This window comes from Erythrobacter colymbi (assembly GCF_002155685.1).
Taxonomy (GTDB): Bacteria; Pseudomonadota; Alphaproteobacteria; order Sphingomonadales; family Sphingomonadaceae; genus Erythrobacter; species Erythrobacter colymbi.
In genome coordinates, this window is the sequence record NZ_MUYK01000002.1 from 401302 (window position 1) to 422447 (window position 21146).

Annotated in this window: 20 protein-coding genes and 1 tRNA gene; 17 read left to right on the plus strand and 4 right to left on the minus strand. The window is 67.3% G+C overall.

Translation table 11 applies throughout. The annotated features are described in order from the left end of the window. The first annotated feature begins 70 nt into the window (after positions 1 to 70). The 7 genes from BZF57_RS05245 (at position 71) to BZF57_RS05275 (ending at position 6381) form a co-directional block, all read left to right on the plus strand. Positions 71 to 1078 carry a TraB/GumN family protein gene (locus BZF57_RS05245; RefSeq protein ID WP_086735386.1) on the plus strand — a complete coding sequence of 336 codons (1008 nt, stop codon included), beginning with the start codon at positions 71 to 73 and terminating at the stop codon, positions 1076 to 1078. An 8-nt stretch (positions 1079 to 1086) separates the two neighbouring features. Continuing rightward, a complete protein-coding gene (locus BZF57_RS05250; protein ID WP_162290951.1) occupies positions 1087 to 2043 on the plus strand; it encodes a TraB/GumN family protein in 957 nt (318 codons plus the stop codon). Between the two features lie 120 nt (positions 2044 to 2163). Then, entirely contained in the window at positions 2164 to 2766 is a 603-nt protein-coding gene (locus BZF57_RS05255; RefSeq protein ID WP_086735390.1) for a 50S ribosomal protein L25/general stress protein Ctc, read from the plus strand. Between the two features lie 93 nt (positions 2767 to 2859). Further along, a complete protein-coding gene (gene pth / locus BZF57_RS05260; RefSeq protein ID WP_086735392.1) occupies positions 2860 to 3441 on the plus strand; it encodes an aminoacyl-tRNA hydrolase in 582 nt (193 codons plus the stop codon). Positions 3442 to 3450: 9 nt separating this feature from the next. Then, positions 3451 to 3957, plus strand: coding sequence for an AAA family ATPase (locus tag BZF57_RS05265; protein WP_086735394.1), 507 nt, complete (start codon positions 3451 to 3453; stop codon positions 3955 to 3957). A gap of 70 nt (positions 3958 to 4027) precedes the next feature. Beyond that, positions 4028 to 5128 carry a redox-regulated ATPase YchF gene (ychF, locus tag BZF57_RS05270; protein WP_086735396.1) on the plus strand — a complete coding sequence of 367 codons (1101 nt, stop codon included), beginning with the start codon at positions 4028 to 4030 and terminating at the stop codon, positions 5126 to 5128. A gap of 47 nt (positions 5129 to 5175) precedes the next feature. Further along, positions 5176 to 6381, plus strand: a complete 1206-nt coding sequence (locus BZF57_RS05275) for an alkaline phosphatase family protein (protein ID WP_086735398.1) — start codon at positions 5176 to 5178, stop codon at positions 6379 to 6381. Positions 6382 to 6396: 15 nt separating this feature from the next. On the opposite strand, the gene BZF57_RS05280 is transcribed toward BZF57_RS05275, so the two are convergent. The 3 genes from BZF57_RS05280 to mutL all read right to left on the minus strand — a co-directional run bounded on the left by BZF57_RS05280 (position 6397) and on the right by mutL (position 9950). Continuing rightward, positions 6397 to 6858, minus strand: coding sequence for a hypothetical protein (locus tag BZF57_RS05280; protein ID WP_086735400.1), 462 nt, complete (start codon positions 6856 to 6858; stop codon positions 6397 to 6399). Between the two features lie 3 nt (positions 6859 to 6861). Beyond that, the gene (locus tag BZF57_RS05285; RefSeq protein WP_162290952.1) at positions 6862 to 7926 is read right to left on the minus strand and encodes a DUF2167 domain-containing protein; all 1065 of its coding nucleotides are present in this window, start codon (positions 7924 to 7926) and stop codon (positions 6862 to 6864) included. Positions 7927 to 8060: 134 nt separating this feature from the next. After that, complete coding sequence (gene mutL, locus BZF57_RS05290; protein WP_086735404.1) at positions 8061 to 9950, minus strand: DNA mismatch repair endonuclease MutL; 1890 nt, start codon at positions 9948 to 9950, stop codon at positions 8061 to 8063. Positions 9951 to 10155: 205 nt separating this feature from the next. Here mutL and BZF57_RS05295 point away from each other — a divergent pair, with 205 nt between their 5' ends. From BZF57_RS05295 to BZF57_RS05335, 9 genes are all read left to right on the plus strand, one after another. Further along, positions 10156 to 11199 carry a rod shape-determining protein gene (locus BZF57_RS05295; protein WP_069310184.1) on the plus strand — a complete coding sequence of 348 codons (1044 nt, stop codon included), beginning with the start codon at positions 10156 to 10158 and terminating at the stop codon, positions 11197 to 11199. A gap of 36 nt (positions 11200 to 11235) precedes the next feature. Continuing rightward, positions 11236 to 12192 (plus strand): rod shape-determining protein MreC, encoded by a 957-nt coding sequence (gene mreC, locus BZF57_RS05300; protein ID WP_086735406.1) that lies wholly within the window; start codon positions 11236 to 11238, stop codon positions 12190 to 12192. Then, the gene (locus tag BZF57_RS05305; RefSeq protein ID WP_086735408.1) at positions 12192 to 12746 is read left to right on the plus strand and encodes a rod shape-determining protein MreD; all 555 of its coding nucleotides are present in this window, start codon (positions 12192 to 12194) and stop codon (positions 12744 to 12746) included. Before mreC ends, BZF57_RS05305 begins: the two co-directional genes overlap by 1 nt. Further along, a complete protein-coding gene (gene mrdA, locus BZF57_RS05310) occupies positions 12746 to 14887 on the plus strand; it encodes a penicillin-binding protein 2 (RefSeq protein ID WP_086735410.1) in 2142 nt (713 codons plus the stop codon). The genes BZF57_RS05305 and mrdA overlap by 1 nt, the downstream gene beginning before the upstream one ends. Further along, positions 14884 to 16017, plus strand: coding sequence for a rod shape-determining protein RodA (gene rodA / locus BZF57_RS05315; protein WP_086735412.1), 1134 nt, complete (start codon positions 14884 to 14886; stop codon positions 16015 to 16017). Before mrdA ends, rodA begins: the two co-directional genes overlap by 4 nt. A 120-nt stretch (positions 16018 to 16137) precedes the next feature. After that, positions 16138 to 16213 (plus strand) — tRNA-Lys (locus BZF57_RS05320). A gap of 116 nt (positions 16214 to 16329) precedes the next feature. Then, the gene (ribB, locus tag BZF57_RS05325; RefSeq protein ID WP_086735414.1) at positions 16330 to 17577 is read left to right on the plus strand and encodes a 3,4-dihydroxy-2-butanone-4-phosphate synthase; all 1248 of its coding nucleotides are present in this window, start codon (positions 16330 to 16332) and stop codon (positions 17575 to 17577) included. A gap of 6 nt (positions 17578 to 17583) precedes the next feature. After that, entirely contained in the window at positions 17584 to 18003 is a 420-nt protein-coding gene (gene ribH / locus BZF57_RS05330) for a 6,7-dimethyl-8-ribityllumazine synthase (protein WP_086735416.1), read from the plus strand. 482 nt (positions 18004 to 18485) lie between these two features. Continuing rightward, on the plus strand, positions 18486 to 19010 hold the full coding sequence (locus tag BZF57_RS05335; RefSeq protein ID WP_206073195.1) for a MarR family winged helix-turn-helix transcriptional regulator: 525 nt from the start codon (positions 18486 to 18488) through the stop codon (positions 19008 to 19010). 3 nt (positions 19011 to 19013) lie between these two features. Here the strand turns inward: BZF57_RS05335 and eno are convergent, their stop codons facing one another. Next, on the minus strand, positions 19014 to 20300 hold the full coding sequence (gene eno, locus BZF57_RS05340) for a phosphopyruvate hydratase (RefSeq protein WP_086735419.1): 1287 nt from the start codon (positions 20298 to 20300) through the stop codon (positions 19014 to 19016). A 189-nt stretch (positions 20301 to 20489) separates the two neighbouring features. Between eno and BZF57_RS05345 the strand changes: the two genes are divergently transcribed. Further along, positions 20490 to 21122, plus strand: a complete 633-nt coding sequence (locus BZF57_RS05345; RefSeq protein WP_086735422.1) for a hypothetical protein — start codon at positions 20490 to 20492, stop codon at positions 21120 to 21122. The last annotated feature ends 24 nt before the right edge of the window (positions 21123 to 21146 follow it).

The following is a 21146-nucleotide window of genomic DNA, read 5'->3' on the forward strand; positions in this document are numbered from 1 at the left end:
CCGCCGTCTCGCCCCTTGTCCAATCCCCTCACTCCAACCACACCTGATCAACCCCCGAAAGGAACCTCCCATGAAGTTTCGTTCCCTGATTGCCCTCACTGCCATCCCCTGCGCGCTGCTGGTGTCGAGCCCGCTGCTGGCCGACAACCACGCCGCCCACGCCGCGCCCGCCGCCGAAAGCAAGGGCCCGGCGCTGTGGAAGGTCGCCGACAAGGACACCACGATCTACCTGTTCGGCACGATCCACGTGCTTCCGCAGGGCATCGAGTGGTATGACCCGACCCTCGCCAAGGCCTTCGACAGCGCGCAGACCGTCGTCACCGAGATCCCGATGGATCCCGAAAGCGAGGCCGCGCTCGCCAAGCTCGCCGAGACCAGAGGCACGCTGCCCGAGGGCACCACGGTGCGCTCGCTGCTGAGCGAGAGCCAGAAGGCGGACTACACCGCCGCGCTGAACAAACTCGGCAGCAAGATCGAAACTGCACAGCTCGCCCAGGCGCCCGCCGAAGCGCGGGCGCAGTACGAGGACGCCAAGGCCAAGGGGCTGGTCCCGAGTCCCGGCGACGCCCTCGCCGCGCAGTTCGACACCAAGAAGCCGTGGATGGTCGGCCTCGCCCTGTCACTGCTGCCGCTCACAATCGAGGGCTATGACCCCAACAGCGGCGTCGAGAAGGTGCTGCTCGGCAAGGCGGGCGAGAAGTCGAAGGACGCGCTCGAAACCGCCGAATTCCAGCTCGGCATCTTCGACGGGATGCCGCAGGACGCACAGGTCAGCTTCATGCTCGATGCGGCCAACATGATGGACGAGACCAAGCCCACGCTCGACCGGATGGTCGCCGCATGGAGCAAGGGCGATGCCGACAACCTCGCCGCGATCATGAACGAGGGCATGGACGACCCCAAGGTCGCCGAGGCGCTGCTCTACAACCGCAACGCCAACTGGGCGGACTGGATCAAGACCCGCATGAAGGAGCCGGGCACGGTGTTCATCGCGGTCGGTGCGGGCCACCTCGCCGGTGACCGCAGCGTGCAGGATTACCTCAAGAAGAAGGGCATCAAGGTCACGCGGGTCAAGTGATGCGACCCGTGGCGGCCCGAGGAACGACAGCGGCGGGCGCGGTGCGAAGTGCCGCAAGGGTCATCGCCCCGCTGCTGCTCGCCCTGCTCGCTGCGTGCAGCGATGCGCCGGGCGAGACGTCGGCGGACCTGCCCCCGGCCTCGCCGCTGCTCTACGAGATCGCCTCGGCCGACGGGACGGTGGAGGGCTGGATGTTCGGAACCATCCATGCCCTCCCCTCCGGCGCGAAGTGGCGCACACCGGAAGTCGGCCGCAGCATCGATGCGGCCGATTTTCTCGTGGTGGAGATCGCTGCGCTTGGTGACGATGCGGCGCTCGGCCAGACCTATGCCGCCTTGTCCACCAGCCCTGCCCTGCCCCCGATCACGGCGCGCGTGCCACCGGAGCTCACAGGGCAACTCTCCGGCCTGCTCGCCCGCGGCGGCTATTCGCAAGACAGCTTCGCCACCACCGAGACCTGGGCTGCCGCATTGGCGCTCGCCCGTATCGATGCCACCGGCGATCCGGCGAATGGTGTCGACCGCGCGCTGATCGCGGATTTCAAGGGGCGCCCGGTCCGCGAGTTCGAAGGCGCCGCCGCGCAGCTCGGCATCTTCGACACCCTCCCCGAAGCGCAGCAACGCGCGATGCTTGCCGCCGTAGTGCACGACAGCGAGACCGCGCGGCGCGATCCGGCGCGGCTCCAGCGCGCGTGGATGGCGGGCGATGCAGCGACGATCGCAGCCTCGACCCGCGAGGGAATCCTCGCCGATCCGGCGCTGCACGAGGCGCTGCTCGCCGCGCGCAACCGGCGCTGGGCCGCGATGCTGGTGCCCATGCTGAAACAGTCCCCGCGCCCGCTGGTCGCGGTCGGCACCGCGCATCTGGTCGGCCCCGAGGGGCTGGCCGCGCTGCTCGAGGCACAGGGCTACCGCATCCGCCGCCTCTCCCCGCCCGAGGCGGCTCCTGCCACGCCTGCACCCTAAACAGGTTGCCTTTCGGGCATTCTCTCTCTAAGGGGCCGCCCTTCGGCGCTTTCCGGTCATCCCTGGAGGCGGTTTGCGCCGTGTGACTACTCTTCAAACACGCATTCGAAAGGCATCCGTATGAGCGAGACTCTTACCCTGCCGGCCGAAGCGCGCGAACGGGCTGGCAAGGGAGCCTCCCGAGCACTTCGCCGCGATGGTCGGACCCCTGCTGTCATCTATGGCGGCAAGGAAGAACCCACCCTGATCCACGTCGAGCAGAAGGAACTGGTGCGTCAGCTGATGACCGGCCACTTCATGAACTCGATCGTCAACATCGAGATCGGTGGCAAGACCGTCCGCACGCTCCCGAAGGATGTCGCCTTCCACCCGGTGACCGACCGTCCGACCCACGTCGACTTCCTGCGCCTGACCGGCGACAGCAAGGTCGAAGTCTCGGTGCCGGTGGTGTTCGTCAACGAAGATGCCTCGCCGGGCCTCAAGAAGGGCGGCGTGCTCAACATCGTCCGTCACGAGCTCGACCTGCTGTGCCCCAACGCCGACATCCCTGAAGAAATCCAGATCGATGTCACCGGCCGCGAGATCGGCGACTCGATCCACATCAGCAGCGTGACCCTGCCCAAGGGCGTGACCAGCGTGATCACCGATCGCGATTTCACCATCGCCACCGTGATCGCCCCGTCGGGCCTCAAGAGCAGCGAAGGCGAAGCCGCTTCCGAGTAAGCGCGCCGCCATCAATGGCTTTACAGACGCCGGGCTTCCTTCGCGGGAAGTCCGGCGTTTCGTTTTTTGCGAGGGAGCAGTAGGGAACACGTCATGCAAATCTGGGTCGGCCTCGGAAATCCCGGACCGCGCTATGCGCTCCACCGGCACAATGTCGGCTTCATGGCCGTGGATGTGATCGCCGATATGCACGGCTTCGGCCCGGTGCAGAAGAAGTTCAGCGGATGGGCGCAGGAAGGGCGGATCGGCAGCGCCAAGGTGCTGCTGCTCAAACCCGCGACCTTCATGAACGAGAGCGGCCGCGCGGTGGGCGAGGCGCTGCGCTTCTACAAGCTCGGCTGCGAGGCGCTGACCGTGTTCCACGACGAGCTCGACCTTGCTCCCTTCAAGGTCAAGGTGAAGCAGGGCGGCGGGCACGCCGGGCACAACGGCCTGCGCTCGATCGACCAGCACTGCGCCAGCCTCGGCGCGCCCGATTATCGCCGAATCCGGCTCGGCATCGGCCACCCCGGGCACAAGGACCGCGTGACCGGCCACGTGCTCGGCAACTTCGCCAAGGCCGAGGAAGACGAGCTTGCCACCATGCTCGGCGCGCTTGGCGCGGAGGCGGACTGGCTGGCGAAGGGCGACGACGTGCGCTTCATGAACGACGTCGCGCTCAGGATGCAGGGCTGAGGCGCAGCCATGCGCCGCGTCCTCGTCATCGGCCCCTGCGGATCGGGCAAGAGTACGCTGGCCCGCGAACTCGCCCCGCGCCTCGGCCTGCCGCTTGTCCACATGGACCAGCTGGGCTGGCAGGCAGGCTGGATCGAGACGGAAAAGGCCGAGCTCGACGCGCGTCTCGCCGAGGTCGTGGCGGCGGATACATGGCTGATCGAGGGCCATTACGGCAGCCTCCTCGCTCCCCGGCTCGCGCGGGCGGATACGGTGATCTATCTCGATTTCCCGATCCGCCTGTGCCTGTGGCGACTGGCGCGGCGGGTCTGGAGTCATCGCGGGCGCGCCCGCCCGGACATGCCCGAGGGCTGCCCCGAGCGCTTCGATGCGGCCTTCTTCTGGTATGTGATGAACTGGAACACCGGCCCCCGCCCGCGCACCGAGGCCAAGCTGAAAGGCTACACCGGCACGCTCGTCCGGTTGCAGAGCCCGCAAGCGCTGGCCGCGTGGCGCGCAGCGCAGGGGCTTGCCTGATCCGCCTCTAGCCATGCGCCCCCCTCCCCGCTAAGGGCGGCGCTTTCCTGATAGCCAAGGCACAATCATCATGGGTTTCCGTTGCGGGATCGTCGGCCTGCCGAATGTTGGCAAGTCCACTCTGTTCAATGCTCTGACCGAGACGCAAGCGGCGCAGGCGGCGAACTATCCCTTCTGCACGATCGAGCCCAATGTCGGGCAGGTCGCGGTGCCTGACGAGCGCCTCCAGAAGATCGCTGCGATCGCCAAGAGTGCGAAGATCATCGAGACGCAGCTCGGCTTCGTCGACATCGCCGGCCTCGTGAAGGGCGCGAGCAAGGGCGAAGGCCTCGGCAACCAGTTCCTCGGCAACATCCGCGAGGTGGACGCGATCGTCCACGTGCTGCGCTGCTTCGAGGATGACGACATCCAGCACGTCGCCAACAAGGTCGATCCCATCGCGGACGCCGAGGTGGTCGAGACCGAGCTGATGCTTTCGGACCTCGAAAGCCTCGAAAAGCGCGTCCCCGCCGCCGCCAAGCGCGCGACGGGCGGCGACAAGGAAGCCAAGGCGATGGCGAGCGTGCTCGGGCAGGCGCTGGAACTGCTGCGCGAAGGCAAGCCCGCGCGCCTGACAGTTCCCAATGACGACGAGGAAGCACGCCTGTTCAAGCAGGCCCAGCTGCTCACCGCCAAGCCGGTGCTCTACGTCTGCAACGTCGCCGAGGAAGACGCCGCGACCGGCAATGCCCTGTCCGAAAAGGTCTTCGCCAAGGCCGCCGCCGAAGGTGCCGAGGCCGTGGTCGTCTCCGCCGCGATCGAGGCCGAACTGGTTGCCATGCCCGAGGAAGACCGAGGCGAGTTCCTCGAAGCCCTCGGCCTCACCGAAAGCGGCCTCGCCCGGGTGATCCGTGCGGGATACAAGCTTCTCGGCCTCAAGACCTTTTTCACCGCCGGCCCCAAGGAAGCGCGCGCCTGGACCTTCCCTGCTGGTGCCAAGGCGCCGCAGGCTGCGGGCGAGATCCACTCGGACTTCGAACGCGGCTTCATCCGCGCCGAGACCATCGCCTACGAGGACTACATCGCCCTCGGCGGCGAGGCGGGCGCGAAGGAAGCGGGCAAGCTGCGGCAGGAAGGCAAGGAATATGTGGTGCAGGACGGCGACGTGCTGCTCTTCAAGTTCAACGTCTGAGGCTCGCTGCCACGAACCTGTCCCGCAACGCCCCTAAGGCTTCGCCCATGCGCCTGATCCTGCTGCTCGCCGCCCTTATCCTCGCGCCTGCCGCGCTCGCCGCGAAGGAGCCTGTCCGCCCCGTCACCGTTCTGGTCGGGATCGACGGCTTCCGCGCCGACTATCTGGAACGCGGCATTACCCCCCGCCTTGCCGCGCTGGCGAAGAGCGGAGCGAATGCGGCGATGCGGCCGAGCTTTCCCACCAAGACCTTCCCCAACCACTTCGCGCTCGTCACCGGCAAGCGGCCAGACCGCAACGGGATCGTCGGCAATTCGATGATTGATCCGCGCCGCCCGGGCGTGATGTTCAGCCTCGGCAACAGCCAGCAGGCGCTCGATCCCTTCTGGTGGAGCGAGGCCGAGCCCGTGTGGATCGCCGCCGAGCGCGCAGGGCTGCGCACCGCGACGATGTTCTGGCCGGGCAGCGAAGTGCCCTTCGATGGCCAGCGTCCGGCCGACTGGATGCGCTACGACCAGAACATCACCAATGTGCAGCGCGTGAACACCCTGCTCGACTGGCTGCGCCGTCCGGCCACCATCCGCCCGGCCTTCGCCACGATCTATTTCGACACGGTCGACACCATCGGCCACCGCTTCGGCCCCGACAGCGCGGAGGTGAACGCCGCGCTGGCCGAAGTCGACACGCGGATCGGCGAGCTGGTCGATGGCGCGGCGAAGCTCGGCGTCCCGCTCAACCTCGTGATCGTCGCCGACCACGGTATGCGCGCGACCGACGAGGCCCGCGTGATCCAGCTCGACGACATCATCGACCGCGCGAGCTACATCGCGGTCGAGACCGGGCCCTATGCCGCGATCGAGCCGGTCGCCGGGACCGACAGCCGGGTCTATGACGCGCTGCTGGTGCCGCACGAGCACATGACCTGCACCCGCAAGGAAGACCTGCCCGGACGCCTGCACTACGGCAGCAATCCGCGCGTCGCGGCGATCATCTGCATCGCCGAGAATGGCTGGACGATCCTCGCCGGTCCGCCCGCCTATCCGGTCAAGGGCGGCGCGCACGGGTTCGACAATGCCGATCCGGACATGCTCGCCGTGTTCATCGCCAACGGCCCGGCCTTCGCCAAGGGCGCGAAGCTGTCGACCTTCGACAATGTCGCGGTCGCCGCCCTGCTGCGCGCCGCGCTCGGCCTGCCGGAGGATGCGGATGCGGACGGGAAGCTGGCGGACGTGAAGGCGGCGCTGAGGCGTTGATCGCAGCGGTAGCCGTCAGAGCTCCGAAGGATCCCAGGCGAGGGTCCGGTTGAAACCCTTGAGTTCGAGCCCGTTGGTCTCGCTGGTTTCGAACCACACCTTGCCGTGGCTCATCATGCAGCCGCGCCATCCGGCATTCCTGAGTGCCTTGAGCCCCCGCGCGCTGATCTGGCGCCACTCCTCGATCCTGATCCGGCCGGGCGTGACCGAATTGAAGTCGGCACGGCGGAAGTAGAGGTGACGCCCTCTCGCATCGGTGACGCCGAATATCGGTGCCACGAAGGCATTGAACCGGCTCTTGGAGGCATCGGCCGCCAGCGCCTTGTCCAGACGTACGAAGTAGGCCTGTGCCTCGGCACGGGTGGTCTCGCCTCCGCAGAAAATGGGCTCGTCGCCTGTCCCCGCCGAATTTGCGGATGAGGCAAGTGCCAGTCCGGTCAGGAGCGCGAGAGCGAGCGAGGGACTGAACCTGCGCATGCCCTAGCCGGCATCCTTGTGCTCGGCCCCGACCTCGGCCTCGCCCGGAGCCGGTTCGGCCACAGCATCGGGCTCGACAATGCCCGCAGCGGCGTCGACCGGCGACTGCTCCGCTTCGGCTTCGGCCTCGGCGTAGTCCTCGTAAACCTCTTCCTCCTTCTTGCCGAAGCCGAGGCGGCTCTTGAAGGCCTGCCAGATCCCAGCACCGAACAGCGCGAGGCCGATCAGGATCGGCTTGAGGAACTTGACGAGGAACACCCCGATCGTGCCGAACAGGCCGAGCTTCTTGGCCGCGGCCACACCCGCACCCGCCGCGATCAGCCCGGCGATGCCGTAATCGGCGGTCGCATCGGTGGCGGGATCGAAATCGGTGTAGCGCGCGCCCTGGTCGAAGGTGGCCTTGGCGGCGAAGGCCTTGGCCGCGACACGGATCTCGGGGAGCTTCTCCATGGTCGAGACCAGATTGAGACTCAGCACGCCATAGCGGCCAAGCGTGCGGACATCGTAATTGAGCGTGTTGGTCGGCACGTCGGAAAAGCGCAGGTTCTGCGCCCAGACCACCGAGTGGTTGGCGGCGTCATATTGCGGACGCTCGGCCCAGCCCACGAGCTCGATGGCGGGATAGCCCGCCTCGGTGCGCTCGGTGTTGGCATTCCGCGTGCCCTCCTGCATTTCGGCGAGCAGAGCGTCGTAATCCGTGGTCGCCGCGTCCTCGTCAGAGATGTAGCCGGTGTCCTCGAAGGTCACGACCGCGCCCCAGCTGTCGGAGATCGGCGTGCTGCCCTTGGGCATCACCATGCCGAGCACGCCATTGGCATTTTCGGGTGGATTGCCCCACAGATCGACGAGGATCGTGCGTGCATCCTGCGGGTTGTAGAAGATGTAATCCTCGCCCAGATCGAGCGTCGCCCGTGCCTCGGGGATCGCGACCTTGCCGCTTACCGGTTTCAGGCCATCGAGCAGCTTGACGAGTTCGGGGGGCAGCTCCGCTTCGCCGGGGGCTTGCGCACCCACCGGAATGGCGAAAAACACGGCAATCGCCGCAAGCAAAGCTGCAATCAGACGCATGGATGCCCCCCTGTACCAGACAGATCGGCAGCTTAACGATGCGCGGCGGGCTGCCAAGCGAAAAGCGGCAGCGGCGGGCCGGATAGTGCGCTGATTTTCCCGACAAGTTGCAGCGCGCGGCCGGGCAGCGGCGGTCAGTGCCGCCCGAACAGCTTCTCGACGTCTTCCATGCTGAGCTTCACCCATGTCGGCCGGCCGTGGTTGCACTGGCCCGAGCGCGGGGTTGCCTCCATCTCGCGCAGCAGCGCGTTCATCTCGGCCACACTCAAGGTGCGCCCGGCGCGGACCGATCCGTGGCAGGCCATCGTCGCGAGCACCAGTTCGAGCCGTTCCGCCAGCAGCAGCGCGCCGGAGTCCTCCTGCTTGCCATGCTTGGCGATGTCATCCGCAAGATCGCGCAGCAGCGCGGCGCTGTCGGCCTTGGGGAGCGCGGCGGGGAGCGCGCGGACGAGCATGGCGGAAGGCCCGAAGCGCTCGATCGCAAGGCCATAGCGCGCGAGGCCCTCGGCGGCGTCCTCCAGACGGTCGCAATCGACCTCGTCCATCTCGACCACGTCGGGCACCAGCAGCGCCTGAGAGCGACGCACGCCTGCGTCGGCTCCCGCGGCGCGCAGGCGTTCGAGCACGAGACGCTCATGCGCGGCGTGTTGGTCGACCAGTACGAGGCCATCGGCCGCCTCGGCGACGATATAGGTATTGGCGACCTGCCCGCGCGCGATGCCGAGAGGGTAGGATTGCGCCTCCGCCGGAACGGGCGCGGCTTCCTCGGCCCGGCCCTGGGGCATGGCGAAAGCGGTGGCCGCCTCACGCAGCAGAAGCCCGTCCCCTTGAGGGGAGGGTTTGGGGTGGGCCTGTTGCGGCCAGAGCGGTGCGTGGGGCATTCCCACCCCCGACCCCTCCCGCAGGCGGGAGGGGAGCAGGTCAGCCTGCTCCATAACCGGCTCGCTCACCCACCGCGCCATCGCTGCGCGGTCCGGCCCCTGCGCTGAGCGGCGATCCCCCGTTGCCAGCGCCTGCCGCAGTCCCGAGACGATGAAGCCGCGCACCCCTGCGCTGTCGCGGAAGCGCACTTCCGTCTTGGCCGGGTGGACGTTCACGTCGACATCCTGCGGTGGCAGGTCGAGGAACAGCGCCAGCACCGCATGGCGATCGCGCGCAAGCATGTCGGCATAGGCCCCGCGCACCGCGCCCACCAGCAGCCGGTCCTTCACCGGGCGGCCGTTGACGAAGAGATACTGGTGATCGGCCACCCCGCGGTTCCAGGTCGGCAGGCCCGCGACGCCGGTGAGGCGCATCAGGCCGTAAGGCGTCTCGCGCACCAGATCGATGGGGACCGAGTTGTCCTTCAATTCATGCGCGATGATCCGGGCGACACGGGTCGCCAGCTCTTCGCCCGCTTGAAGCGACAGCACCGTGCGCTTGGTGCCCTCGCCCAGCGTTTCCAGCGTGAAGGCGATGTCGGGCCGCGCCATTGCGAGACGGCGGACCACGTCGAGACAGGCGGCATATTCGCTGCGGGCCGAGCGCAGGAACTTGCGCCGCGCGGGCACTTTGGCGAACAGCTCCTCGACCCTGACCCGTGTTCCGGGAGGCAGGGCGGCGGGCTCGTCCGCCAGCACCGCGCCATGATCGACTACGCGCCGCCAGCCATCGGCAGCGCCCGTCTCGCGGCTTTCGATGGTGAGCCGTGCGACGCTGGCGATGCTCGGCAGCGCCTCGCCGCGAAAGCCCAGCGTGGTCACCAGCTCGATCGCGCCATCCGGACCGATCAGCGAATCGGGGAGCTTGGAGGTCGCATGGCGCTCCAGCGCGAGCGCCATCGCCTCGGGGCCCATGCCGCAGCCGTCATCGACCACCTCGATCCGCTGCAAGCCTCCGTCGGCCAGCACCACCCCGACTCGGCGCGCGCCCGCATCGATCGCGTTTTCGACGAGCTCTTTCAGCGCCGCAGCCGGTCGCTCGACAACCTCGCCGGCAGCAATGCGGTTGACCAGATCGGAGGGCAGGCGGCGGATTTCGGGCATTGTCGCCCAAGGGTAGCGGCCAGCGGACAGATTTTCGAGAGCAGTCGCCGCAAAATCCGCGCCGCAGTGGACAAATATTTTGGCCTTTTGCGCGCGGATTCGCTAGGCGCGCGCTGTCATGTCATAACCGGGTAGAAATCCCTCGCAGCCGACCCCCCGACAGCGGCCTGCGAACCCGACCAGCATAACCGGAACACCATCACCAATGAGCTTCCTGTCCAATCTCTTCAAGTTCGGCTCGCAGAACATGGCGATCGACCTCGGCACCGCCAACACGCTCGTCTACGTCCAGGATCAGGGCATCGTCCTCAACGAGCCTTCCGTGGTGGCGATCGAGACGATCAACGGCATCCGCCGCGTCAAGGCGGTAGGCGATGATGCGAAGATGATGATGGGCAAGACCCCGGACAGCATCGAGGCGATCCGCCCGCTGCGTGACGGCGTGATCGCCGACATCGAAGTGGCCGAGCAGATGATCAAGCACTTCATCCAGAAGGTGCACGGCAAGAAGTCGATGTTCCGCTATCCCGAGATCGTGATCTGCGTCCCCTCGGGCTCGACCTCGGTCGAGCGCCGTGCGATCCGCGACGCGGCCTCGAACGCGGGCGCTTCGGACGTCCACCTGATCCTCGAGCCGATGGCCGCCGCGATCGGTGCCGATATGCCCGTGACCGAGCCGGTCGGCTCGATGGTGGTCGATATCGGCGGCGGGACCACCGAAGTTGCCGTTCTCTCCCTGCGTGGCCTTGCCTACACCACCTCGGTCCGCACCGGGGGTGACAAGATGGACGAAGCCATCGTCAGTTACGTCCGCCGCCACCACAACCTGCTGATCGGTGATGCGACGGCCGAGCGCATCAAGAAGGATTATGGCATCGCCATGATCCCGGAAGACGGCGTGGGCGAGACCATCACCCTCAAGGGCCGCGACCTCGTCAATGGTGTGCCCAAGGAAATCACCATCAACCAGGCCCATGTCGCCGAAGCGCTCAGCGAACCCATCGGCGCGATCGTCGAAGGCGTGCGCATCGCGCTGGAAAACACCGCGCCCGAACTCGCCGCCGACATCGTCGACCAGGGCATCGTGCTCACCGGCGGCGGCGCGCTGATCCGCCGTCTGGACGAGCACCTGCGCGAGGAAACGGGCCTGCCCGTCTCGGTCGCCGAAGACCCGCTGACCTGCGTCGCCATCGGCACCGGCCGGGCGATGGAAGACCCGGTCTATCGCGGCGTGCTGATGACCGCGTGATCCGCGCCGATGTGATCCAGAAGGGACTGTAGAGCCATGGCGCCCCCCTCTTCGCGCCGCACGGGCTTCTCGAAGAAAGCGCAATATTCGCGTTTCACCGGCTACCTGCTGGCCGGTGCGGGAGCTGTGGTGGGCCTCGCCCTGCTGCTGCTGTCGCAGTGGCACCCGGCGGCCTTTGCACCCGTGCGCGGTGCGGCGAGCGACGTGGTGGCTCCGGTCGGCACAGGCAGCGCGATCGTGCGCGAGCAGAAGCAGGGCATCTTCGCGGCCATCGCGGGCTACTTCCGCGCCGGTACCCAGAACGCCGAACTGCGGCGCGAGATGGAGATTGCCCGCATCCGTCTGGCCGAGGCAGAAGCCGTCAAGGCCGAGAACGCGCGCCTCAAGGGCCTGCTTGGCCTGCGCGATGGCGAGAGCAAACCGCTCGCGGTGGCACGGCTCGTCGGCTCGACCGCCACCAGCGGGCGGCGCCTTGCCTATATCGGCGCGGGCTCGACCAGCGGCGTGCAGCCCGGGATGCCGGTGCTCTCCGAGCGCGGCGTGATCGGCCGGGTGCTCGAGACCGGACGCAACTCGGCCCGCGTGCTGCTGCTGACCGACAGCGAGAGCGTGCTGCCGGTGCGCCGCGCCAAGGACAATGTCATCGCCTTTGCCGAAGGCCGCGGTGACGGGCTGCTGCGCATCCGCCTCGTCAATCTCGGGGTCAACCCGCTCAAGGTCGGCGACATGATGGTGACGAGCGGCGCGGGCGGTTACTACCGCCCCGGCGTGGCCGTGGCGGTTATCGCCAAGATCACCCCCGATGGCGGGATCGGACGGCTCGTGGCGGAGCCTGCAGCGACCAACTATGTCTCGGTCATGCCGGTGCACGAAGCCGAAGCCGTAACCGAGCTTGAAGCGCCCGATACGCCAGCGGCAGCCCCCTCCCCCGCCGCCAAGCCTTCTGCCGCTGCTGCTTCCGCTGCGGCGACCACCTCCACCGCGGAGGAGTGATGGAGCGGCTCGATCCCCGCGCCCGCTCGGACATCTACGGGCGGCGCATCAATCGCGCCGCCTCGCCCTGGCGCGCGGTGAGCGTGCCTTACGTATCGATCATGCTGGGCTCGGTGCTACCGGTGCTGCTGATCGCCGACACTATGCCGATGCTGCCCTCCTTCGGTTTCCTGCTGCTGCTCGCCTGGCGCATGGTGCGCCCGGGCCTGCTGCCGCTGTGGGCCGGCGCGCCGCTCGGCGCTTTCGACGATCTCGTCAGCGGCCAGCCTTTCGGCAGCGCGATCCTGCTTTGGTCGCTCGCGATGATCGCGATCGAGGTGATCGAGACCCGCTTCCCCTGGCGCGGTTTCTGGCAGGACTGGTTCACCGCCAGCGTCATCGCCGTGATCTACTGGCTGGCGTCCCTGCTCGTGTCGGGCGCGAGCGTGACACCTGAAATGCTGGGCGTTGCCGCCCCGCAGGCCTTGCTCGCCGTGCTGCTCTATCCCATCTTCGCGCGCATGGTGGCCGGGCTGGACCGTTTCCGCCTGTCCCGTTCGCGGAAGCTCGACTGATGAAGATCCCCTTTCTCCAGAACGGCCCGCAAAAGCCCGCGAAGATGATCAGCGCCTCGATCCTGCGCAGCACCTTCGACCGGCGCTCGGTCGTGATCGGCGCGGTGCAGGGCGGGATCGGCGTGCTGCTGGCGCTGCGTCTGGGCTATCTTTCGGTCGCCGAGAACGAGAAGTATCGGCTCGAATCCGAGAGCAATCGGGTGAACCTCACCCTGATCCCGCCGCGCCGGGGCTGGATTCTCGATCGTAACGGTGCGCCGCTGGCCTCAAACCGCGCCGATTTCCGCGTCGACCTGATCCCCGAGCGGCTCGTCAATGCCGAGGCGACGATCGACAAGCTCGGCGAGCTGCTCAGCCTCGAGCCTGCGCGGATCGCCGACATCAAGGACAAGGTCAGCACCGCGCGCGGGTTCCAGCCCGTCGAAGTCGCGAGCGGGCTGCGCTATGAGCAGTTCGCGGCCCTGAGCGTGCGCCTGCCCGATCTGCCCGGTGTCGTGCCCCAGCGCGGCTTCTCGCGCTTCTATCCGACCGCCTCCAGCGTCGGCCACCTGATCGGCTATGTCGGCCCGGCCTCGTCCGAGGAATACGAGAAGGACCCCAACCCGCTCCTCATCACGCCGGGCTACAAGATCGGCAAGGACGGGCTCGAAAAGCAGTTCGAGAAAGAGCTGCGCGGCATCCCCGGCGCGCGGCGCGTGGAGGTGACTGCGGGCGGGCGCATCGTGCGCGATCTGGAAACGCGCGAGGATGTGCAGGGGCAGCCGGTCAAGCTGACCATCGACGGGCCGTTGCAGGACTATGCCGCGCGCCGCATCGGCCTCGAAAGCGGCTCGGTGGTGGTGATGGACTGCCGCACGGGCGACCTGCTCTGCATGGCCTCGATGCCGAGCTTCGATCCCAATTCCTTCTCGGACGGGATCGGCGGGGTCGAATATGCGATGCTGCGCGACGATGAACGCGTGCCGCTGCGCAACAAGGTGCTGAAGGGACTCTATCCGCCCGGCTCCACCGTCAAGCCGATGGTCTCGATGGCGCTGATGCAGGCTGGGATCGACCCTGACGAGACGGTCAATTGCGGCGGCGGCCTCAGGGTCGGCAACCGCGTGTTCGGCTGCTGGAACCGCCGCGGCCACGGCGCGACCAACATGGCCAAGGCCATCTACCAGAGCTGCGACGTCTATTTCTACGCCATGGCCCAGCGCATCGGGATGCAGCCGATCGCCGATATGGCGCGGCGCTGCGGGATGGGGCAGGAATTCCCCCTGCCCGTGGTCAGCCAGTTCTTCGGCACCGTGCCCGATCCGGCCTGGAAGATGAAGAAGTGGGGCCGCGAGTGGCAGACCTTCGACACGGTCAACGCCACCATCGGCCAGGGCTACATGCTCGCCAATCCGATCCAGCTCGCCGTGATGGCCTCGCGCCTCGCCATGGGCAAGCACGTGATGCCGCGCCTGACGCTCGACACCCAGCCCAAGGGCTTCGACGAGATCGATTTCCCGCTCGAGCAGGTGCAATATGTGCGCAAGGCGATGAGCGATGTGGTCAACGGCCCGGGCACCGCAGGCCGCGCGCGCCTGCCGATCCCCGATGTGCTGATCGCGGGCAAGACCGGGACTGCGCAAGTCGTCTCGCTTTCGATCTCGAACGGCAAGTCCGGCCCGTGGAAGTATCGCGACCACGGCCTCTTCATCTTCTTCGCCCCCTATGACAACCCGCGCTATGCGGGCGCGGTGGTGATCGAGCATGGCGGCGGTTCCGGCGCGGCCTATCCGATCGCGCGTGACGTGATGACCTTCCTGTTCGATCCGGCCAAGGGGCTTGAGGCGCTCGCCGCGCTCGAGGCCGGATGGGGCGGCACCGCGCAGCAGCGGCTCGAACGGCGCTATGCCGCCTATGCGGCCGAGCGCGGGGCGACGGTCAGCCGACCGCCGCGGCGCGACGAGGAGATCTTCGACCGCGTCGAGGCCGAGGCCCGCCGTGCCGCCACCCAGTCCGATGCCATCGCCGGCGAGGTGATTGCGCCGCGTCCCGAGGCGAACCCCTCGGGCACCCCGCCGGGTGCGCCTGCTGCACCAGCCACGGCTCCGACGGCACCGCCCTCGCCCGCGCCGTCCGCGCCTGCCGTGGAGAACCCGCAATGAACACGCTTGCCGCGCGCGGGATCGTGCCCGAGCCGATTGCCCGCCAGCCCTGGGAGATGCTGATCCCGCTGGTGCTGCTGACCTGCTTCGGCGGGCTGGTGCTCTATTCCGCAGGCGGCGGCGCGTGGCAGCCGTTCGCGCTGTCGCACTTCATCCGCTTCGGTGTCTTCGCGATAATGACCGCGGTCATCGCCTCGCTCCCGCGTGACGCGGTGCGCCTGCTCACCTATCCCGCCTACACGGCGGTGCTGCTGCTGTTGCTGGCGGTGGAAGTCGTCGGGCAGGTCGGCGGCGGGAGCCAGCGCTGGCTCGAATTCGGACCGATCCGCATCCAGCCTTCCGAGCTGATGAAACCTGCGGTGGTGCTGGCGATGGCGCGCTTCTACGAGACGCTGCCCTCGGGCATGATCGGGTCGTGGCGGTCGGTGCTGCCCTCGGGCATGCTGATCGTGCTGCCGATCGGCCTCGTGCTGCTCCAGCCCGATCTCGGCACCTCGATCGCGATTGCCTTCGGCGGAGTGGTCGTGATGTTCCTCGCCGGCCTTCCCCTATGGTGGTTCCTGACCGCCGGAGGGCTCGGCGTCGCGGCGATCCCCTTCATCTACTTCTTCGCGCTCCACGATTACCAGCGCGCGCGGGTGACGACCTTCCTTGATCCCGAAAGCGATCCGCTGGGCGCGGGTTACCACATCGCCCAGTCCAAGATCGCGATCGGATCGGGCGGGATCTTCGGCAAGGGCTTCAACAACGGCACCCAGAGCCACCTCAATTACCTGCCCGAACCCCACACCGACTTCGTCTTCGCCACCATGGCCGAGGAATGGGGCCTGATGGGCGGGCTGTTCGTGCTTGCCATGTATGCGCTCATCCTCAAGTGGGGCTGGAAGGTCGCGAGCGAGAGCCGGGACCGCTTCTGCGCCTTGCTCGCCGCCGGGGCGACGGCGACGATCTTCTTCTACATCGCGATCAATTTGCTGATGGTCATGGGCATGGCACCGGCCAAGGGCATTCCCCTGCCGTGGATGAGCCACGGGGGCTCGTCGATGATGACCAACATGATCTGCATCGGCCTGCTGATGATGGTCAACCGCTGGAACCGCGAGGCCCCGCGGCGCGGGCTTTCCCTGTGATATCTCGCAAACGCGAAAAAGGCCCTTGCCATAAGATCGGGGCGCGCTAAATGCAGCGCCTCACGCGAATCGGGATGCGGCTTCGGCCCGCCGGACAAGCGTTTCCGACCTGATCGGAATGGACGCATAGCTCAGTTGGTAGAGCAGCTGACTCTTAATCAGCGGGTCCTAGGTTCGAGCCCTAGTGCGTCCACCATCCCTCCCCATCGCTGGTTCGTAACGGCAAGCAGCTGCGGCCGTGGCTTTGCGCGCGCTGGCTGTTTGCCAAAAGCGCGAGGTTGCTTTCACATCTCGATGTGATAGATGGCGCACATGAGCACATCGACCATCACACGCGTTCGCGATCTCGTCACATCTGGCACCATGACCCGCGCTGGCCTCGCCCGCGCCGCTGGCCTCCACGCCAACACCCTGCGCGACTGCGGCGAGGACAGCTGGAACCCCACCGCCGAAACCCTCGCCAAGCTCGAAGCCTTCCTTGATGCGAACGCCGACCGTCCGGTGCTCGCCACGATCGAGGAGATTATCGACGAGGCGCGCAATGGACGGATGTACATCCTCGTCGACGACGAGGACCGCGAGAACGAGGGCGATCTCATCATCCCCGCGCAAATGGCGACCCCGCAGGCGATCAACTTCATGGCCATGCATGGGCGTGGTCTGATCTGCCTCGCGCTGACCAAGGACCGCGTCGAGCACCTCGGGCTTCAGCCGATGAGCCGCAACAACAAGGAATCGATGCAGACTGCCTTCACCATCTCGATCGAGGCGAAGGAAGGCGTCACCACCGGTATCTCGGCGGCAGACCGCGCGCGCACCATCTCGGTCGCGATCGATGCGGCCAAGGGCGCGGACGATCTTGTGACCCCGGGCCATGTCTTCCCGCTGATGGCGCGCGATGGCGGCACGCTGGTGCGCGCCGGGCACACCGAGGCGGCGGTCGATATCTCGCGCCTCGCGGGCCTCAACCCCTCGGGCGTGATCTGCGAGATCATGAACGAGGACGGGACCATGGCCCGGCTCGACGACCTGATCACCTTCGCGCGCAAGCACGACCTCAAGATCGGCACGATCCGCGACCTGATCGCCTACCGGATGCGCAACGACCATCTGGTCGAGCGTCTGGGCGAGCGCGCCTTCACCTCGGACTACGGCGGCCAGTGGCGGATGATCACCTATCGCGACCGCGTGGCGGGCAGCGAGGCCTATGTGCTCCAGAAGGGCCACGTCATCCCCGGCGAGCCCACCCTCGCCCGCGTGCATCCGATCTCGGTGTTCGACGACGTGCTGGGCCAGCCCGGCGCGCGCAAGCGCACGCTCCAGCGCGCGATGCAGGCGGTGGGCGACCACGGCTCGGGCGTGATCGTGATCCTCACCGGCCGCGTCGGCACCGGCGAATGGCAGCCGGGCGAGGAGCAGCGCAATATCGGCATCGGCTCGCAGATCCTCGCCGACCTTGGCGTAAAGGACATGGTGCTGCTGTCGAACAGCCGCCCCGACCTCGTCGCGCTCGAAGGCTACGGCCTCACCATCACCGACTTCCACCCCATTCCGGAGTAATCCCCCATGGCCGACATCCTTATCGTCGAAGCGCGCTTCTATTCGCACCTCAATGACATGCTCATCGCCGGCGCCCGCGCTGCGCTGGAAGCCGAAGGGCACAAGGTCGAGGTGCTGACTGTGCCCGGCGCGCTCGAAATTCCCGGCGCCATCGCGCTCGCGGCCGAGGCCGACCGCTACGATGCCTTCGTCGCCATCGGCGTGGTGATCCGCGGCGAGACCTATCACTTCGAGATCGTCGCCGGCGAAAGCGCGCGCGCGATCATGGCGCTGACGATGGACGGTATCGCCATCGGCAACGGCATCCTCACGGTCGAGAACGAGGCCCAGGCGCTGGTCCGCGCCGACCCCGCGCAGAAGGACAAGGGCGGCGAGGCGGCCAAGGCGGCCCTCGCCCTGCTGGCGCTTCAGAGCCGCTTCGGTTGACGATTGGCAGCGGGGGCGTCCCGCTTTGGTGCACCCCCTTCTCTACGTAATTTCCCTGTGTAGATTTCCATAAGGCATTAACGCGATATCCGAGCAGCTTCTGCTGTCACCTGCCGCAAGAGCGGGCTAGCAGACCTCTTCGGGACTTATTGGGATCTTACCCTGGAAAACGCCTCAGCCGCGACGCCGTGCGATACGGACGCGCAGAACATTCTCGCTGTGCTCGAACAACAGCTCGCCGCGCTTGACCGGCGCGGCGCGCACATCGCCGCCGCCCATCTGGACGCCGCGATCCAGCAGTTCCGGCTCGACCTCGCGCAGCGCTAAGCCTCGCTGTTTGCTTAGCATTTCCCCTGACAAAATAGCGACCCTCGTATTCGCCCGTAAAGCCAGACCGCTGCACGGGGCCTATCAGCAAGGCGTGGAGCACACCCGGCCCGATGCGAGGCCGGATCTATCCGCGGGGCAATGCGATGGGCAACATGAAGGGAAAGGCCAGCCATCACGCTGGGGGTGAAAGCGCCCCCGATGCAGCGTCGCTGTTCCACCCTCTGGCGGACGAGCTGATGGCGATTGCGGCCCGGCTGCGCGATGCCGCTGCCAACGGCGAAGCAATTTCCAGCGAAAGCGCCGAACCCGCATCTCCGCCCCGCCCGCTCCGGCCCGCGCGCGGCTATCTCGCGCTTGCCCGCAAGGCCTATGCCCTCAGGCGCAAGCGCGCTGCGATCTTCGGCAATCCCGACCTGTTCGGGGAGCCCGCATGGGACATTCTGCTGGATCTCTACATCGCCCAGGCGGAAGGCAAGCAGGTCTCGGTCTCGAGCGCCTGCATCGGCTCGGCCGCGCCGCCGACCACCGGCCTGCGCTGGCTCGGCGTGCTGGCCGACGAAGGCCTCGTGGTGCGTGAGGCGGACGCCGAGGACCATCGCCGCGTGCTCGTCAGGCTGACGCCTTCAGGGCAAGCGGCGATGGATCGCTTCTTCGAGGCCGCCGAACCCGGCGTCTAGCGATCAGGCGCGCGCGCCGAAGCAGGCGCGGCCCGCAAATGCGGCGCTGTCGCCCAGCTCTTCCTCGATGCGGATCAGCTGGTTGTACTTGGCAAGCCGATCGGAACGGGCGAGCGAGCCGGTCTTGATCTGGCCGCAGTTGGTGGCAACCGCGAGGTCGGCGATGGTCGCGTCCTCGGTCTCGCCCGAACGGTGGCTCATCACGCAGGTGTAACGCGCGCGGTGCGCCATATCGACCGCGGCGAGGGTTTCGGTCAGCGTGCCGATCTGGTTGACCTTGACCAGCAGAGAGTTGGCAAGGCCGCGCCCGATCCCATCGCTGAGGCGCGCGGGGTTGGTGACGAACAGGTCGTCGCCCACCAGCTGCACCTTGTCGCCCAGCAGGCCGGTCAGCGCCGCCCAGCCCTCGAAATCGTCCTCGCTCATCCCGTCCTCGATCGAACGGATCGGGTAATCGGCGCAGAGCTTGCCCAGATAATCAGCCATTTCGTGCGGATTGAGGCTCAGGCCCTCACCCGAAATCTCGTATTTGCCGCCCTTGAAGAACTCGGTCGCGGCACAGTCGAGCGCGAGCACGATGTCCTCGCCCGGAATGAAACCGGCCTTGGCGATGCTCTCCATGATGAAATCGAGCGCCGCGCGGGTGCTGGCGAGATCGGGCGCAAAGCCACCCTCGTCGCCCACGCTGGTGGCGAGGCCCTTCTGGTGGAGACCCTTCTTCAGGGTATGGAACACCTCCGCGCCCCAGCGCACAGCCTCGGCGATGCTGTCGGCGCCGACGGGCATGATCATGAATTCCTGAATGTCGATCGGGTTGTCGGCATGCTCGCCGCCGTTGATGATGTTCATCATCGGCACCGGCAGCATGTGCGCCGAAACCCCGCCGAGGTAGGAATAGAGCGGCAGGCCTCGCGCATTCGCCGCCGCCTTGGCGACCGCGAGGCTGGTGCCGAGGATCGCGTTGGCGCCCAGGCGCGCCTTGTTCGGCGTGTCGTCCAGCGCGATCAGCGCGAAGTCGATGTCGCGCTGGTCTTCGGCGTCGAAGTTGTCGATCAGCAGATCGCGGATTTCGGTGTTGACCGCCTCGACCGCCTTGAGGACGCCCTTGCCGAGATAGCGGCCAGCATCGCCATCGCGCAGTTCCACCGCTTCGTGGGCACCGGTCGACGCACCCGAGGGCACCGCAGCCCGACCGAAGCTGCCGTCGTCAAGCAGCACGTCGACCTCGACGGTCGGGTTGCCGCGGCTGTCGAGGATTTCGCGGCCGTGGATGTCGATGATCGCGGTCATGTTTGGCTCCGGCTGTAATGTGGTTTAGGGTGTTAAGACACTTGGGCCCTATGATATTGGCGACGACATGATTCTGGCTTGACGATTCCGCCTCGCGCCGCGCGCACCGTCCCTATTCGCAGGGATAGCCGCGTGCAAGCGGATGCGGCAGGCGCGGCGGATCGCCCAAAAACGAAAAGGAGCACTTCGATGGCAGACAGCACGCGACCCGAAAAGACCCCGGTCAAGAAGACCCCGGCCAAGTCGGCCAAGGGTGCCACCGCCAAGGCTGACGGCCCGGCCAAGGCCGCCCCGCGCAAGAGCGGCGCAGTCGCCAAGGCTCCTGACGCGGCGCCCGCATCCTCGCAGGTCGTCGAGGCCAAGAGCCGCTTCAACGCCGCGCTCGAGGAAGCCAAGGCCGGCGCCGCTGCGCTGCGGGCCGAGGCCGAGAACCGGCTTACCTCCGTCGGTGGCCAGGCCAAGGGCAGGGGCACCGATCTCGTAGCCGAGGCCAAGACCTATGCCGATCAGGCGCGCGGCAAGGCCGGCGAGCTGGCGGTGGAAGGCAAGAAGGTCACCACCGACGCGATCGCCTCGCTCGGCAAGGTGGTGGGCGACAGCGCCGCACAGATCGACGAGAAGCTGGGCGAGCAATATGGCGACTATGCCAGAAAGGCCGCCCGCAGCCTGCAGGAAACCTCGGCCAAGCTCGAAGCCAAGAGCGTCGAGGAACTGGGCGAGGATGCGCGCGCGATGGTCCGCAAAAGCCCGGGCGTGGCTGTGGGCGTTGCCGCGGTGTTCGGCTTCTTCCTTGCACGCCTGTTCGGCGGGAAGCGCGGCTGATCCTGCCCGCCCGAAAGGCGTAGC